Source organism: Cobetia sp. 3AK (genome assembly GCF_029846335.1).
In the GTDB taxonomy this organism is placed as follows: Bacteria; Pseudomonadota; Gammaproteobacteria; order Pseudomonadales; family Halomonadaceae; genus Cobetia; species Cobetia marina.
Map to the genome: position 1 here is coordinate 105,677 of NZ_JARWKR010000007.1, position 14,306 is coordinate 119,982.

The 14,306-nt window shown below is 63.4% G+C and carries 11 protein-coding genes; 2 read left to right on the plus strand and 9 right to left on the minus strand.

Going from position 1 to position 14,306, the window contains the following annotated elements:
* Positions 1-5: 5 nt before the first annotated feature.
* The 7 genes from ubiE to QD228_RS11805 form a co-directional block, all read right to left on the minus strand.
* On the minus strand, positions 6-752 hold the full coding sequence (ubiE, locus tag QD228_RS11775; protein WP_077377909.1) for a bifunctional demethylmenaquinone methyltransferase/2-methoxy-6-polyprenyl-1,4-benzoquinol methylase UbiE: 747 nt from the start codon (positions 750-752) through the stop codon (positions 6-8).
* Positions 753-902: 150 nt separating this feature from the next.
* Positions 903-1,262: a DUF971 domain-containing protein gene (locus tag QD228_RS11780; RefSeq protein ID WP_240499733.1), complete on the minus strand. Its 360-nt coding sequence runs from the start codon at positions 1,260-1,262 to the stop codon at positions 903-905.
* 346 nt (positions 1,263-1,608) lie between these two features.
* Positions 1,609-2,934: an ATP-dependent protease ATPase subunit HslU gene (hslU, locus tag QD228_RS11785; protein ID WP_077377915.1), complete on the minus strand. Its 1,326-nt coding sequence runs from the start codon at positions 2,932-2,934 to the stop codon at positions 1,609-1,611.
* 1 nt (position 2,935) lies between these two features.
* The gene (gene hslV / locus QD228_RS11790) at positions 2,936-3,457 is read right to left on the minus strand and encodes an ATP-dependent protease subunit HslV (RefSeq protein WP_077377918.1); all 522 of its coding nucleotides are present in this window, start codon (positions 3,455-3,457) and stop codon (positions 2,936-2,938) included.
* A 334-nt stretch (positions 3,458-3,791) separates the two neighbouring features.
* Positions 3,792-4,445, minus strand: coding sequence for an SPOR domain-containing protein (locus tag QD228_RS11795; protein ID WP_077377921.1), 654 nt, complete (start codon positions 4,443-4,445; stop codon positions 3,792-3,794).
* A gap of 3 nt (positions 4,446-4,448) precedes the next feature.
* On the minus strand, positions 4,449-6,134 hold the full coding sequence (gene argS / locus QD228_RS11800; RefSeq protein WP_077377924.1) for an arginine--tRNA ligase: 1,686 nt from the start codon (positions 6,132-6,134) through the stop codon (positions 4,449-4,451).
* A gap of 240 nt (positions 6,135-6,374) precedes the next feature.
* Positions 6,375-8,633, minus strand: coding sequence for a primosomal protein N' (locus tag QD228_RS11805; protein ID WP_240499640.1), 2,259 nt, complete (start codon positions 8,631-8,633; stop codon positions 6,375-6,377).
* Between the two features lie 227 nt (positions 8,634-8,860).
* Here QD228_RS11805 and rpmE point away from each other — a divergent pair, with 227 nt between their 5' ends.
* Both rpmE and QD228_RS11815 read left to right on the plus strand, forming a co-directional pair.
* Positions 8,861-9,073 (plus strand): 50S ribosomal protein L31, encoded by a 213-nt coding sequence (rpmE, locus tag QD228_RS11810; RefSeq protein ID WP_077377930.1) that lies wholly within the window; start codon positions 8,861-8,863, stop codon positions 9,071-9,073.
* A 438-nt stretch (positions 9,074-9,511) separates the two neighbouring features.
* On the plus strand, positions 9,512-10,780 hold the full coding sequence (locus QD228_RS11815) for a malic enzyme-like NAD(P)-binding protein (RefSeq protein WP_077377933.1): 1,269 nt from the start codon (positions 9,512-9,514) through the stop codon (positions 10,778-10,780).
* 100 nt (positions 10,781-10,880) lie between these two features.
* Here the strand turns inward: QD228_RS11815 and QD228_RS11820 are convergent, their stop codons facing one another.
* Both QD228_RS11820 and QD228_RS11825 read right to left on the minus strand, forming a co-directional pair.
* A complete protein-coding gene (locus QD228_RS11820) occupies positions 10,881-11,645 on the minus strand; it encodes a DUF481 domain-containing protein (RefSeq protein ID WP_103751453.1) in 765 nt (254 codons plus the stop codon).
* Positions 11,646-11,779: 134 nt separating this feature from the next.
* Positions 11,780-14,296, minus strand: a complete 2,517-nt coding sequence (locus QD228_RS11825; RefSeq protein WP_077377936.1) for a penicillin-binding protein 1A — start codon at positions 14,294-14,296, stop codon at positions 11,780-11,782.
* Between the last annotated feature and the right edge of the window lie 10 nt (positions 14,297-14,306).

A 14,306-nucleotide genomic window follows, 5' to 3' on the forward strand; every position in this document is an offset into this window, starting at 1 on the left:
CAGCCTCAAAGCTTGATACCACGGTGCAGCGCGACGATGCCACCGGTGAGATTGGTGAACTCGACACGCTCGAGACCTGCCTCTTCCATCATGCCGGCCAGGGTCTTCTGGTCGGGGTGCATGCGAATGGATTCGGCCAGATAGCGGTAGGAATCGGCGTCGCCAGCGACCATCTCGCCCATCTTTGGCAGCAGGCGGAAGCTGTACTGATCGTAGGCGGTGGAGAGCAGCGGATTGACCGGCTTGGAGAACTCCAGCACCAGCAGACGGCCTCCGGGCTTGAGGATGCGCTGCATGGAGCGCAGGGCCTTGGCCTGGTCGGTGACGTTGCGCAGCCCGAAGGCGATGGTGATGATGTCGAAGGTGTTGTCAGGGAAGGGCAGCGCCTCGGCATTGGCCTGCACATACTCGACATTGCCACCCACACCGCGGTCGAGCAGCTTGTCACGCCCGACGTTGAGCATCGAGGCGTTGATGTCGGCGAGCACCACGCGACCCTTCGGGCCGACCAGGCGCGAGAACTTCAGCGTCAGATCCCCGGTGCCACCGGCAATGTCCAGCACCGTCTGGCCCGGCCGGGCACCGGCACGCTCCAGGGTAATGCGCTTCCACAGACGGTGGATGCCGAAGGACATCAGGTCATTCATCACGTCGTACTTGGCGGCGACACTGTGGAAGACATCCGCGACGCGGCCTGCCTTCTCGTCCACGGCAACTTCCTGATAACCGAAGTGAGTCGTACGCTTGTCCATGACTTCCCCTGTTGTGACGCCACCCATGGGGGACGTCAGCGCAATATGGTGAGCTTTCGCAGTGGCTCGATTGTAACCGCTGGCCAGCGGGCTGTCTTTTGACAAGACGTCGAGTCGGACATCTTGCCGCGCCCCATTGGCATCAGTGGCTTACAGCTGATTGAGCGGAATGCCCAGCGGCTCACGCGAGGCACCGGCCTCTTCCAGCTGGCGCAGGTAGTAGGCCCACATGGCATCGCGGCGGTTGGCCAGTTCCCACAGGTATTCCCAGGTGTAGAGGCCGCTGTCGTGGCCATCATCGAAATGCAGCTTCAGCGCGTAGCGACCGCTCTGGGTGATGTTGGCCAGACCGACGTGGCGCATGCCGACCTGCAGCGTTTCCTGGCCGACACCGTGACCGCGCACTTCCGCGGAGGGGGACATCACGCGCAGGAATTCGGTGCTGAGGCGGAATGTCTGGCCATCCGCATAGCCCAGTTCCAGTTCACGCTCCGACTTGTGGTAGTGCACGCGCGTGGGGACCGGGGCCTCGTCGGCGTCACGGGCATGGCGCTCATTGAGTCGGTAGTCGCGCTGCTGGCTGCGGGGTTCGTCCTGCTCGGCAGCGTGGTCTTCAGGTGTGTCGTGGCTCATCAGGGCATCCTCGTGTCAGCCCGCCGTCCAGCATGACACCACGCTGTAAGGCGACCGAAGGAACAGGGGCGTCGAGCGACATCTCGGGCGCGTCGACGTATCTATGTCGCATGATGCACTGACGCCCGAACCGGGCCAAGCCGGATCGGGCGTCAGTGGCATCTCTCAAGGTGGCGATTGCCGCCATGAGGGCTTCTCGCGGGTCAGGCGCTGACGCCAGACGTCAGAGAATGTAGCGCGACAGGTCTTCGTCACACGCCAGGTCGCCCAGGCGAGCATCGACATAGGCGGCATCGACCTTGAGCTCACCCGCCTGATCGGCACCTTCGTAGGAAATCTCTTCCAGCAGGCGTTCCATCACGGTATGCAGACGACGCGCGCCGATGTTCTCGGTGCCTTCGTTGACCTGATAGGCGATCTGGGCGATACGCTCGATGGCGTCATCCGCGAAGCTCAGCTCGACGCCTTCGGTGGCCAGCAGCGCCTTGTACTGACGGATCAATGCCGCGGACGGCTCGGTCAGGATGCGCTTGAAGTCGTCCGGGGTCAGGGCATTGAGCTCGACGCGGATCGGCAGACGGCCCTGCAGCTCCGGAATCATGTCCGAGGGCTTGGACAGGTGGAAGGCGCCGGAAGCGATGAACAGGATGTGGTCCGTCTTGACCATGCCGTGCTTGGTGGAGACGGTGGAGCCCTCGATCAGCGGCAGCAGATCGCGCTGCACGCCTTCACGGGACACGTCGCCACCACTGCCGGACTCGCCACGCTTGGCGACCTTGTCGATCTCGTCGAGGAAGACGATACCGTTCTGTTCGACGGCCTCGATGGCACGGCTCTTGAGGTCTTCATCGCTGACCATTCTGGCCGCTTCTTCCTCGTGAACCAGCTTGAGGGCTTCCTTGACGCTGATGCGACGGCTTTCCTTCTGCTGCTTGCCCATGCTGGAGAACATGGACTGCAGCTGACTGGTCATCTCTTCCATCCCCGGCGGGGTGGCGAAATCCAGGCTCTGGCTGGCCGGGCTCAGCTCGATGTCGATTTCCTTGTCATCCAGCTGACCTTCGCGCAGCTTCTTGCGGAACATCTGACGCGTGCTGCTGTTGTTGGCCGCCGCATCATATTCCTCGCCACGGGCGCGCGGCAGCAGCGCATCGAGGATGCGATCCTCGGCGGCATCCTCGGCCTTGTCGCGCACTTCCTTCATGGCCTCTTCACGCACCAGCTTCATGGCGACCTCGACCAGGTCACGGATGATCGATTCCACGTCACGTCCGACGTAGCCGACCTCGGTGAACTTGGTCGCCTCGATCTTCAGGAAGGGCGCGCCGGCCAGCTTGGCCAGGCGACGGGCGATCTCGGTCTTGCCGACACCGGTCGGGCCGATCATCAGGATGTTCTTCGGGGTGACTTCCGGGCGCAGATCATCGTTGAGCTGCATGCGACGCCAGCGATTGCGCATGGCCACGGCCACGGCACGCTTGGCTTCCGGCTGACCGACGATGTGCTGATCGAGGGCGTTGACGATTTCCTTCGGGGTCATCTGGGACATCTCAGGACAGCTCCTCGATGATGGCATTGTGGTTGGTGAAGACGCAGATGTCGGCCGCGATGGAGATGGACTTCTCGGTGATCTCGCGGGCGGACAGCTCGGTGTTCTCGATCAGGGCGCGGGCGGCAGCTTCGGCGAAGTTGCCGCCGGAGCCGATGGCCAGCACGCCGTGTTCGGGCTCGACCACGTCACCGTTGCCGGTGATGATCAGCGAGGCATGCTTGTCGGCCACCACCAGCATGGCTTCCAGCTTGCGCAGGGCGCGGTCGGAGCGCCACTCCTTGGCCAGTTCCACGGCGGATTTCACCAGCTGGCCCTGATACTTCTCGAGCTGCGCTTCGAAGCGTTCGAACAGCGTGAAGGCATCGGCGGTACCGCCAGCGAAGCCGGCCAGCACCTGATTGCGATACAGGCGACGCACCTTGGCGGCGTTGCCTTTCATGACAGTGTTGCCAAGGGATACCTGGCCGTCACCAGCCAGGGCGACCTGGCCGTTGCGACGCACGGAGACGATCGTGGTCATGGATAACTCCTGAGAGAGCATGCCGGCGATTGGAATAAGGTGAACGGGGCCGGGCATGGCATTTCGGGGCAGACGAGGCCAGGGCCTCGTCGCGTAAAACGGGTGGTGGTCGTCAGTCTGGCAATTGCCACTGCTTGCCGCGACGTGTCACCGCCACCGTGGCGGATCGCGGTCTGATATCTCACCGGAATGCTGTAAATGGGGGCGCTGATGCGGGTTTCAAGTCATCGGCGACTCAGCGTTGACGCCCGTTGTGCAGAGGGCTGGCACCCTTTACGCAACGGGCCCGCTCAACTTGTGAGCGGGCCCGTTGACCTGTGGCGTCATGCCGAGGTCATTGCAGCTTGATCAGCAGAGGCTCGATGCCCTGGGTGTTCATCAGATCCTGTGCGCGGTTGAGCTCGCGGGTGTCCTTGTACGGGCCGACCTGAACGCGGTGCCAGACGGTACCGCCAGAAGCATTGACGTCACTGACCTTGGCCAGCAGGCCGAGATCCTTGAGCTTGCCGGCCAGCTTCCTGGCATCGGACATCTCGCGGAAGGAGGCCGCCTGCAGCATGTAGTTGGTCAGCGAAGCCTCGGACTTCTTGGTGCTCTCGGCGCTGCCCGGACGCGGAGTGGACTTGTACTCATCCACCTTGGGGGCGATCACCTCGGTTTCCGGCAACAGGGTGTAGAACTCGAAGGTCGGCATGCTGCCGCCGCTCTCTTCGGGAGTGTCCTTCTGCGATGCCTTGTCCTGCTGGCTACCCTGTTGTGCGGCCTGCTGACCATTCTGCTGAGTGTTGGCCTTGGGCACGATGGCAGCCACCGGCAGACGCGGCGCCTGTTGCTGGAAATACTGAGCCAGCACGAAGCCGGCGACCAGACCGACGATCCCCCACAGCCACCCCGGGAAGCCGCGGCTCTGACTGGCGGCGGGCTGCCGGCGGGGGCTGGCTCCCTGACGGGAAGCGGGCTTCTTGCTGGCGGGGCGGCGAGCAGCCATGGCTTACATCTCCTCGGGAGCGCTGACACCCAGCAGGGCCAGGCCGTTGCGGATGACCTGAGCGGTCGCCAGACCCAGCGCCAGGCGCGCGTTGCGGGTCGCGTCGTCCTCGACCATCACCTTCACCGCGTTGTAGCAGGTGTGGAAGTCAGAGGAGAGGTCCTGCAGATACTGAGCGACCTGCTGCGGTTCCCGCACCTTGGCGGCGTGGGTGACGACGTCCGGGAACTGGGCCATGCGATTCATCACGGCCTTTTCCTGATCGCTGGTCAGCAAGGACAGTTGCGCCATGGCCAGAGATTCATCGAAGGCCTTGTCTTCACGGCTGGCCTTGCGCAGCACGCTGTGCACGCGGGCGTGGGCATACTGGATGTAGTAGACCGGGTTGTCGTTGGACTGGGAGCGGGCCAGGTCGATGTCGAAGGTCAGCTGGGAGTCGGCACGTCGCGCCGCCAGGAAGTAGCGGGTCGCGTCGCGGCCGACTTCCTCGATCAGGTCACGCAGGGTCACGTAGCTGCCGGCACGCTTGGAGAGCTTCACTTCCTCACCGGAGCGCATCACGGTGACCATCTGGTGCAGCACGTAGTCCGGCCAGCCTTCCGGGATGCCGGCCTTGAGGGCCTGCAGGCCCGCACGCACGCGAGTCACGGTGGAGTGGTGGTCGGCACCCTGTTCATTGATGACCTGGGTGAAACCGCGCTGCCATTTGTCCAGGTGGTAGGCGACGTCCGGCAGAAAATAGGTGTAACCGCCGTCACGCTTGCGCATCACGCGGTCCTTGTCATCCCCGAAGTCGGTGGTGCGCAGCCACATGGCGCCATCGTCTTCGTAGGTATAGCCGTTGTCGACCAGGCGCTTGACGGTGTCTTCGACCTTGCCGTCACGGTAGAGCGAGGATTCGAGGAAGTAGACATCGAATTCGACGCCGAAGGCCTTGAGGTCCAGATCCTGTTCATGGCGCAGGTAGGCGACGGCGAAGACGCGGATGGCGTCGAGATCGTCAGGTTCCGCGGCGCCCGTGACCTGCTTGCCATCGGCTTCGACGGTATCGCCGGCCATGTAGGAGGCGGCCAGTTCGCGGATGTAGTCACCGCGATAGCCATCAGCCGGCCAGCTGGCGTCATCCGGGCCCAGGCCCTTGGCGCGTGCCTGAACGGAGAGCGCCAGATTGTTGATCTGGGCGCCGGCGTCGTTGTAGTAGAACTCGCGCGTGACGTCGTGGCCGGTGGCGGCCAGCAGGCGGCACAGCACGTCACCGACCGCAGCGCCACGCCCGTGACCGACATGCAGCGGCCCGGTCGGATTGGCGGAGACGAACTCGACCTGGACCTTCTCACCGGCGCCCACGTCGCTGTGCCCGAAGCGGTCGCCTTCGCTGAAGACGCGGCGCACGATGTCGGCCACCGCCCCGGTCTCGGCGAAGAAGTTCAGGAAGCCGGGGCCGGCGATCTCGACCTTGGAGACCGCGTCGGAGGCCGGCAGGGCGGCGACCAGCTTCTCGGCCAGCTCACGCGGCTTCATGCCGGCAGCCTTGGACGTCATCATCGCCAGGTTGCTGGCGTAGTCGCCGTGGGTCTTGTCCTTGGTCGGGTCGACCTTGATCTGCGGGCTGGCGTCGGCGGGCAGGGTGCCGTCGGCCTTGAGGGAATCCAGGGCCTGGCCCAGCAGTTCGATGATCGTCTCTTTCATGGAATATCGGTCTCTTCACGGCTCAGGTCGCACCGCGTGCTCTGGGGCAGGCGGTTGCAGGCATCAGGCCTGCGGGCAATGGGGGAGTGCGGATGTCGCTGCACGATGGCGGGCATTATCACCGATCCTGCGGCTTGCATAAACCGTCGTGATCAATCACGGCGCAATCCGTGTCCTGGCGGGATAGTGGTCAGTTCAGTATCGGAGCTGGCGACACCTGCCTGAGTCCCCCTGGCAGACTCAGGCCATGCCGATGGGATCGACATCCAGTGACCAGCGCAGGCGGCGCGCGTCACGATCCTGCTCGCAGAGCGTCACCAGCCAGGCGGCGGCTTCATGCAGCGGGCCGCGTTTCGCCGCGCGCAACAGCAATTGGGCGTGATAGCGATTCTGGCGGCGCTCCATCGGTGCCGGTACCGGGCCGAGGCAGTCCACCTTGAGGTCGGCGCTGTCGATGTGCTGACGCAGGGCGCTTCCTACCTTCAACAGCCACTGCTCGACCTGCTGCTGATCGGTGGCTTCGGCGCGCAGCAAGGCCAGATGGCTGAACGGCGGCAACTGCGCGATGCGGCGCTCCTCCAGCAGCTCGCCGGCCAGTTGTGGATAGCCGGCCTGGATCAGTGTCAGCAGATTGGGGTCTTCCGGGTGGCGGGTCTGGATCAGCACCTCACCGGGGCGCTCGGCGCGTCCGGCACGCCCCGCGACCTGCACCAGCAGCTGGGCGGATTGCTCCAGCGCACGGAAGTCGGCGGCGTAGAGTCCGCTGTCGGCATTGACCACCACCACCAGCGTGACGTGGGGGAAGTGGTGGCCCTTGGCCAGCATCTGGGTGCCGACCAGCAGGCAGGGTTCGCCACGGCGGATCACTGCCAGCGCTTCACTCATGGCGTCCTTGCGTTGGGTACTGTCGCGGTCGATGCGCAGCACCGGCACGTCGGGGAATTTCTCGCCGAGCAGCTCTTCGGTGCGCTCGGTGCCCGCGCCTTGCGGACGAACATCGCCGCTGCCACAGGCCGGACAGGCATCCGGCAGCGGGCGGGTGCGTTCGCAGTGATGGCAGGTCAGCTGCGGGGGATGGCGATGCAGGGTCATGCGTGCGTCGCAGTTGTCACATTCGGCGATCCAGCCGCAGGCATGGCAGGTCAGCGTCGGGGCGAAGCCGCGCCGATTGATGAATACCAGCACCTGATCGCCCTGGGCGAGGCGCTTCTCGATGGCGTCCAGACTCTGGGTGGAGAGTCCGCCCAGCGTCATGCGGCCGCGCAGGTCGATCGGGTGCAGGCGTGCCGGTTGGCTGCGCCCGGCACGCTGATGCAGATGCAGGTGAGTGAAGCGCCCTTCGCGGGCATGGCGCAGGCTTTCCAGAGACGGCGTGGCGCTGCCGAGCACCACCGGGATGCCTTCCTGCTTGCCACGTACCAGCGCCAGATCCCGGGCGTGATAGCGCAGGCCATCCTGCTGCTTGAAGGAGCCATCGTGCTCCTCGTCGACGATGATCACCCCGAGCTTTGCCATCGGCGTGAAGATGGCGGAGCGGGTGCCGATCACGATGCGCGCGCGGCCGCTGCGTGCCGCCTCGAAGCCATCGAGGCGCTCGCCATCGCTGACGCCGGAATGCAGCATCACCTGAGGGACGCGGAAACGTCTGCGGAAGCGCTCCAGCGTCTGGGGCGTCAGGCCGATCTCGGGCACCAGCACCAGTGCCTGGCCGCCGCGATCCAGCACCGCCTCGATCAGTTGCAGGTAGACCTCGGTCTTGCCGGAGCCGGTCACGCCCTCCAGCAGCGTGGGGGAGAAGCGACTCAGGCCTTCATGCAGGCGCGAGAGCGCGCGGCCCTGCTCGTCATTGAGTGCCAGGCTGGGCTCGGCCAGCACGCCCTTGCTGGCCTGCTCCGGGGTGGCGCCGGTGACAGGCTCTTCACGTGATTCGATGAAGCCACGACTGCGCAGGGTTTCCAGCTGCTGGCGGGTGAAGCCCTGGGCGGTGATCGCGCTGTGTACCAGGCCATGACGGTGCTGAGCGAGCAGCTCGAGCAGTGCGATCTGGCGGGTCGCGCGGCCGAGGCTGGCCGGCTCCGTGATACGCCCCTTGTCGGTGAGTGACCAGCGCTCACGGGTGCGTGCCTCGAGGGCACGTCCCTGGCGCAGCAGCGATGGCATTGCCTGCGCGAAGGTGTCGCCGAGCGAGTGCTGGTAATAGCGTGCGGTGAACTGACATATCCACAGCCAGTCGGCCGGCAATGGCGCTTCGTCGATCACCTCGCTGACGGGCTTGAGCTTCTCGATGGGAAAGGCTGAGTCGCTGCGCAGCTCCGCGATCACCCCGACCAGCTGGCGACGGCCGAACTCGACGCGCACGCGCAGACCGACCTGCCAGCCATGGCGAGGTGGCTGGCGTGCTGGCAGATAGTCAAACAGGTCGCGCAGGGGGCCGGGAATCGCGATGCCCAGTACACGTCCGGGCAGGTGAGTCGCAGTCTTGTCGCTGGTGTCAGGCACGCAAGGCATCCGAGGAAGAGAGAATGAGAAGACGAGAGGAAAACGCCACGCAGTCTACAGAGTGTTGCCGGCAATAAACGTCACAAAGTTTGGTCTTGTCGCAGATGGCTGGTAAAATGCGTCGCCTTCCGTCGGAGTCGGCGGAATGACCGGTTACATCCAAAACCCGTGTACGGTGCCTGGCAATCGATCAGGTGGCGGTGCACAGCGACCTGAGGTTACACACCATGAAACAGGGTATCCATCCGGACTACCAGCGCCAGACCGCAACCTGCTCCTGCGGCGCGCAGCACGAAATCGGTTCCACTTCCAAGCAGACCTTCGCGCTGGACGTGTGCTCCGAGTGCCACCCGTTCTACACCGGCAAGCAGAAGCAGGCTACCACCGGTGGCCGCGTCGAGCGCTTCAACAAGCGTTTCGGTGCTGCCATCAAGCGCTGATACCTTCAGCTGCTTGTCGCTTGCATGGCGCTGTGCATCGCGCAGCGCCATCAACGAAAAAACCCGCTTGCGAGCGGGTTTTTTTGTGTCTGTCATTCGATGCAGGTGAGGGGATTGGTGCCGAGCTGGCACTATTCCAGCGCCACCAACGCATCACCCCTCTGCGCAGGAGGCATTTCCATTTCCGGCGCCGGATGCGCGCAGTCATTGCACGGATTTTCATGAGATACGCGGGGCGAAACGCCACGCCGACCCGTCAGTGATAAGGAAAGGTTTATGACTGAGTGGGGCATCCATAACGTTAGACGAATGGCTAAAACAGTTTTTAAACATCCGTATTAATTCCTTTCATAACAACAAGTTGCGTTGGTTGTTCGCGAGGGGGTTTTTCTATATTCTGGTCACAGCCAACCCCCGCTAAAATACCGGATGACACGCATGTCTGATGCCATGAAGAAAGCAGCACTGCAATATCACGCCGAACCGATTCCCGGAAAGCTGTCCATCGAGCTGACCAAGCCGACAGAAACTGCCAAGGACCTCGCGCTGGCCTACAGCCCGGGTGTAGCCGAGCCGTGCCGCGAGATTGCTGCCGATCCGGAAAATGCCTACCTGTATACCGGCAAGGGCAACCTGGTCGCCGTCATCTCCGATGGCACCGCCATCCTGGGGCTGGGCAATCTCGGGCCGCTGGCTTCCAAGCCGGTCATGGAAGGCAAGGGCGTGCTGTTCAAGCGCTTCGCTGGCATCAACTCCGTCGACGTCGAGATCGATGCGGAAAGCCCGCAGGCCTTCATCGATACCGTGCGTCGCATCCACACCACCTACGGTGGCATCAACCTGGAAGACATCAAGGCACCGGAGTGCTTCGAAGTCGAGCAGGCGTTGATCGAACAGTGCAACATCCCGGTCTTCCATGATGACCAGCACGGCACGGCCATCGTCACCGCTGCCGGCATGCTCAACGCACTCGATATCGCCGGCAAGTCCCTGGAAGACGCGCGTATCGTCTGCCTGGGCGCCGGTGCTGCCGCGATTGCCTGCATGAAGCTGCTGGTCTCCAGTGGTGCCAAGGTCGAGAACATCTTCATGCTCGATCGCAAGGGCGTGATCCACAGCGGCCGTGATGACCTGAATCAGTACAAGGCGATGTTCGCCACCGAGACCGAGCTGCGTACGCTGGATGATGTCATCGAAGGTGCGGATGTCTTCGTCGGCCTGTCCGGCCCCAACCTCTTGAAGGCCGAGCAGCTCAAGAAGATGGCTGACACGCCGATCGTGTTCGCGTGCTCCAACCCGGATCCGGAAATCCATCCGGATACCGCTCGCGAAGCGCGTCCGGACGTCATCATGGCGACAGGTCGCTCCGATTACCCGAACCAGGTCAACAACGTGCTGGGCTTCCCGTTCATCTTCCGCGGTGCGCTGGACGTGCGAGCCACACGCATCAATGAAGAGATGAAGCTGGCGGCCGTTCACGCGCTGAAGGACCTTGCTCGCGAGCCGGTCAGCCAGGACGTGCTGGATGCCTACGAGATCGACAGCCTCGAATTCGGTCCGGGGTATATCATCCCGACGCCGATGGATGCGCGTCTGCTCGAGCGTCTGCCGGCTGCCGTGGCGCAAGCCGCCATCGATTCCGGTGTTGCGCGCAAGCCCTATCCGGCGCATTACCCGCTGACCAATGCGGATCAGGTCTACGGCTAAGCGTCATCGGGCCCCGCTTGCGGGGTGCTGAAAAAAAGCCCTCGTCGGAGATGTCCGGCGAGGGCTTTTTGCTGTCTGTCCAACAACTTTCAGTGGCGCACTAGAAGCTGTAGAGAATCGAGGCGGCGGTGGTGGTGTCGGTCTTGGCGTCCGTGTCATCCGGCGGGCTGGTGTTGTTCTTGATCTCGTGGGAGAGCTTCAAGGCCAGGCTGGAGTTGATGGAGACGGTCAGTGCGGTATAGCTGCGGCTGATGATGTTGTCCCGGGTACCTTCCACCGAGAACTGCTGCTCGAAATTCGAGGTATCAGACAGCTGCCAACGATAATCCATGGCCGTGTAGCCGAGGAGATAGTTCTCGTGATCCCCCTCGGTGATATTGTCGTAGCGATAGCCCGGGCCCGCCTCGACAGAGAGGTTGTGCTCAGGGCCTGACAGCAGGCGAATCCCGTACCCCCCGATGGAGGTGACTTGATCGTCATAGCCGGAGAAGCGCTCCTTCTCCCAGCGCAGCAGCCCGAAGGCATAGCGATCACGCCCCAGGTCATAGCGCTCACGCTGACCGATCAGGTACTGCTCGGTGGTGGTCTCGCCGCTGCTGGACACATGCTTGGCTTCCATGCGGAAGGTATGGGTCCAGGGCTTGAGGTGCCAGGACAGGCGGGCCTTGCCCAGCAAGGTTTCGCTGTTCGAGTTGCCGGAGAGCTTGGTAAAGCCCAGCTCGGCCTGACCGCTGAATGGCTCGGAATCCTCGCTGGCGGCGGGGGGAGCGTAGAAGAGGTCATCATCGGCACTGGCCTCGCGAAGCGGGCTCAGGGCCAGACACAGCAGCAGGGTCATGCGCAGTGTGGGCAATGGGTGAAGCATGCAGACTCCGGGCATGGTGAAAGGGGGCATTGAAGGACAGCGAGGCCAGATGGATGAAAGAAGAGCGACCATGGGCCGCTCTTCTTTCACCTCCCTGCGCGCGGTGTGGACGGGCGCAGGTGACCTGCTTCAGATCAGAAGATGGCCTCGAAAGTTCCAGTACCTTCTGAGCCGCTCTGTTGCTCCAGCTCCTTGCGGATGGTGCGTTCCTTGTAGGGCGGCAGATTGTCCTTGCGGAACAGCTCGCTGACGCCGCCGGATTGACCACTGTGCAGGCGCTTGCCGGACTCCGGGTCGATGGTCGCGCTCACGATGTCATCGGGGCGCTCCATCCTGGCGGATGGCATGCCCTTGAGGGCGCCACGCATGTAGTCGACCCAGATGGGCAGCGCGGCCTGGGCACCGTACTCGGCGAGGGTGTCATTGGAGTCCTTGCCGACCCAGACGGTCGCGACCAGCTTGCTGTTGAAGCCGGAGAACCAGGCATCACGCTGGTCATTGGTGGTCCCTGTCTTGCCGGCCAGGTCATCGCGACCAAGCGTCAGGGCCCCACGGCCGGTGCCGCGCTTGATGACGTCTTCCATCATGTCACGGATCAGGTACATGGATTCCGGCGAGGCGATGCGCTCGGCCAGCGGATACTGACGGCCATCACGATTGACGGTCACCATGCCCGGCGTGCAGTTGGCGCAGGCGACGGCCGGATGAGCTTCGTAGTCGGTCTCGTCGTCACCGCGCGTGACGGTGTCGATGTACCAGGGTTCGACACGGAAGCCGCCGTTCGAGAGTACGGCGTAGGCGCGGGCCATTTCCAGCGGTGTCAGTGAGGCGCTGCCCAGTGCCAGTGACAGACCGTTGGGCAGCTCTTCGCGCTTGAAGCCCACCTTGACGAGGAAGTCGAGCGTCTTCTCGAGACCGACGGTCTGCAGCAGTCGCACGGACACCAGGTTCAGGGAGCGATAGAGACCAACGCGGATCCGGGTCGGACCAGTGAACTTGCCGCCGGCGTTCTCCGGGCGCCATACCTTGTTGCCATCCTGCATGACCACCGGAGCATTGTTGATGATGGTCGCCGGTGACATGCCGCCCTGCTCGAGCCCCGAGAGGTAGATGAATGGCTTGAAGATGGAGCCGGCCTGACGACGTGCCTGAATCGCTCGATTGAACTTGCTGGCGGAATAGCTGAAGCCGCCCTGGAGTGCGAGGATGGCGCCACTTTCCGGGTCCAGTGAAACGATGGCCGACTGGGCATCCGGCAGCTGACCCAGGCGATAGCCATCATCTTCCTTGATGACGCGCACCAGATCGCCGACCTTGGCGATCTCGGCGGCAGAGCCGGGTACACCACCGCGCCAGCGGGAGCTCTTGTACTCGCGAGCCCATTTCAGGCCGTCCCAGCCAATCGTGGCCAGGCTGGCGTCTGCCAGCAGGACCTTCATCTGCTTGCCATCATTTTCCACCACGATGGCGGCTTCGAGCGGGCCATAGTCCGGCGTGCGATCCAGCACTTTCAGCCAGTTGGAGACATCGCGGTCGATGCCCTCGATGCGCTTCTCGCTCTTCTGGGCGGCCTGTCTGGCCGTTTCCAGCACTTCGGGAGAGCGAGAGATCTCTTCTTCGAGGCCGGCCTGATCGGTCTGGTCCTGAGCTTCCGCCAGTGACGCCGCGATACCGGATTCCTCCACGCCACGCCAGCCATGGCGGGTGTCATAGTCGATCAGGCCCTTGATCAAGGCATCGCGAGCCTGCGGCTGCAGCTTGCTGTCCAGCGTCGTGGTGATACGCACATTGTCGGTATATGCCTTGTCACCGAAACGATCGACCGCGAAGCTTCTGGCCATCTCTGCGACGTAGGGCGCCTCGACTTCCGGCCGCGTGTAATGGCGTGCCGCGGTGATCGGTGCCTTGACGGCCTCGTCATAGGCCTGAGGCTCGATGTAGCCCAGTTCCTTCATGCGCAGCAGGATCCAGTTGCGACGGATCAGGGCGCGCTGAGGGTTGGTGAGCGGGTTGAAGCTGGAGGGGGCCTTGGGCAGGCCTGCCAGCATGGCCTGCTCAGCCAGGGTCAGTTCATCGAGAGACTTGTCATAGTAGGTGCGTGCCGCAGCCGCGATCCCGTAGGCGCGATGGCCCAGGAAGATCTTGTTGACGTAGAGCTCGAGGATCTCCTGCTTGGAGAGGATCTGCTCCATCTGCAGTGACAGCAGGATTTCGCGAATCTTGCGCGTGAACGTCTGATCCAGCGTCAGCAGGTAGTTGCGCGCGACCTGCATGGTGATGGTGCTGCCGCCCGATTGGATGCTGCCGCTGGAAGCCAGCTGGACGGCGGCACGCGCGAGGCCCTTGGGGTCGATGCCCGGGTGCGAGAAGAAATTGCTGTCCTCGGCCGCGAGCAGGGCATCCACAAACGTCTCGGGGATCTCGTCGAAGGTGACCGGGATGCGGCGCTGGTCACCGTATTCGCCGATCAGCTTGCCGTCACGGGTGTAGATACGCAGCGGCGTCTGCAGCTTGGTATCCTGCAATTGATGAACATCGGGCAGGCCAGGTGCGAAATACAGGGAGGCGCCGACGATGGCCAGCAATCCCGCAGCACACAGTGACAGCAGCAGCCAGAACACTGGCGAAAGTAGTCGTCTCAATAGCTTCATGGGCAAGACA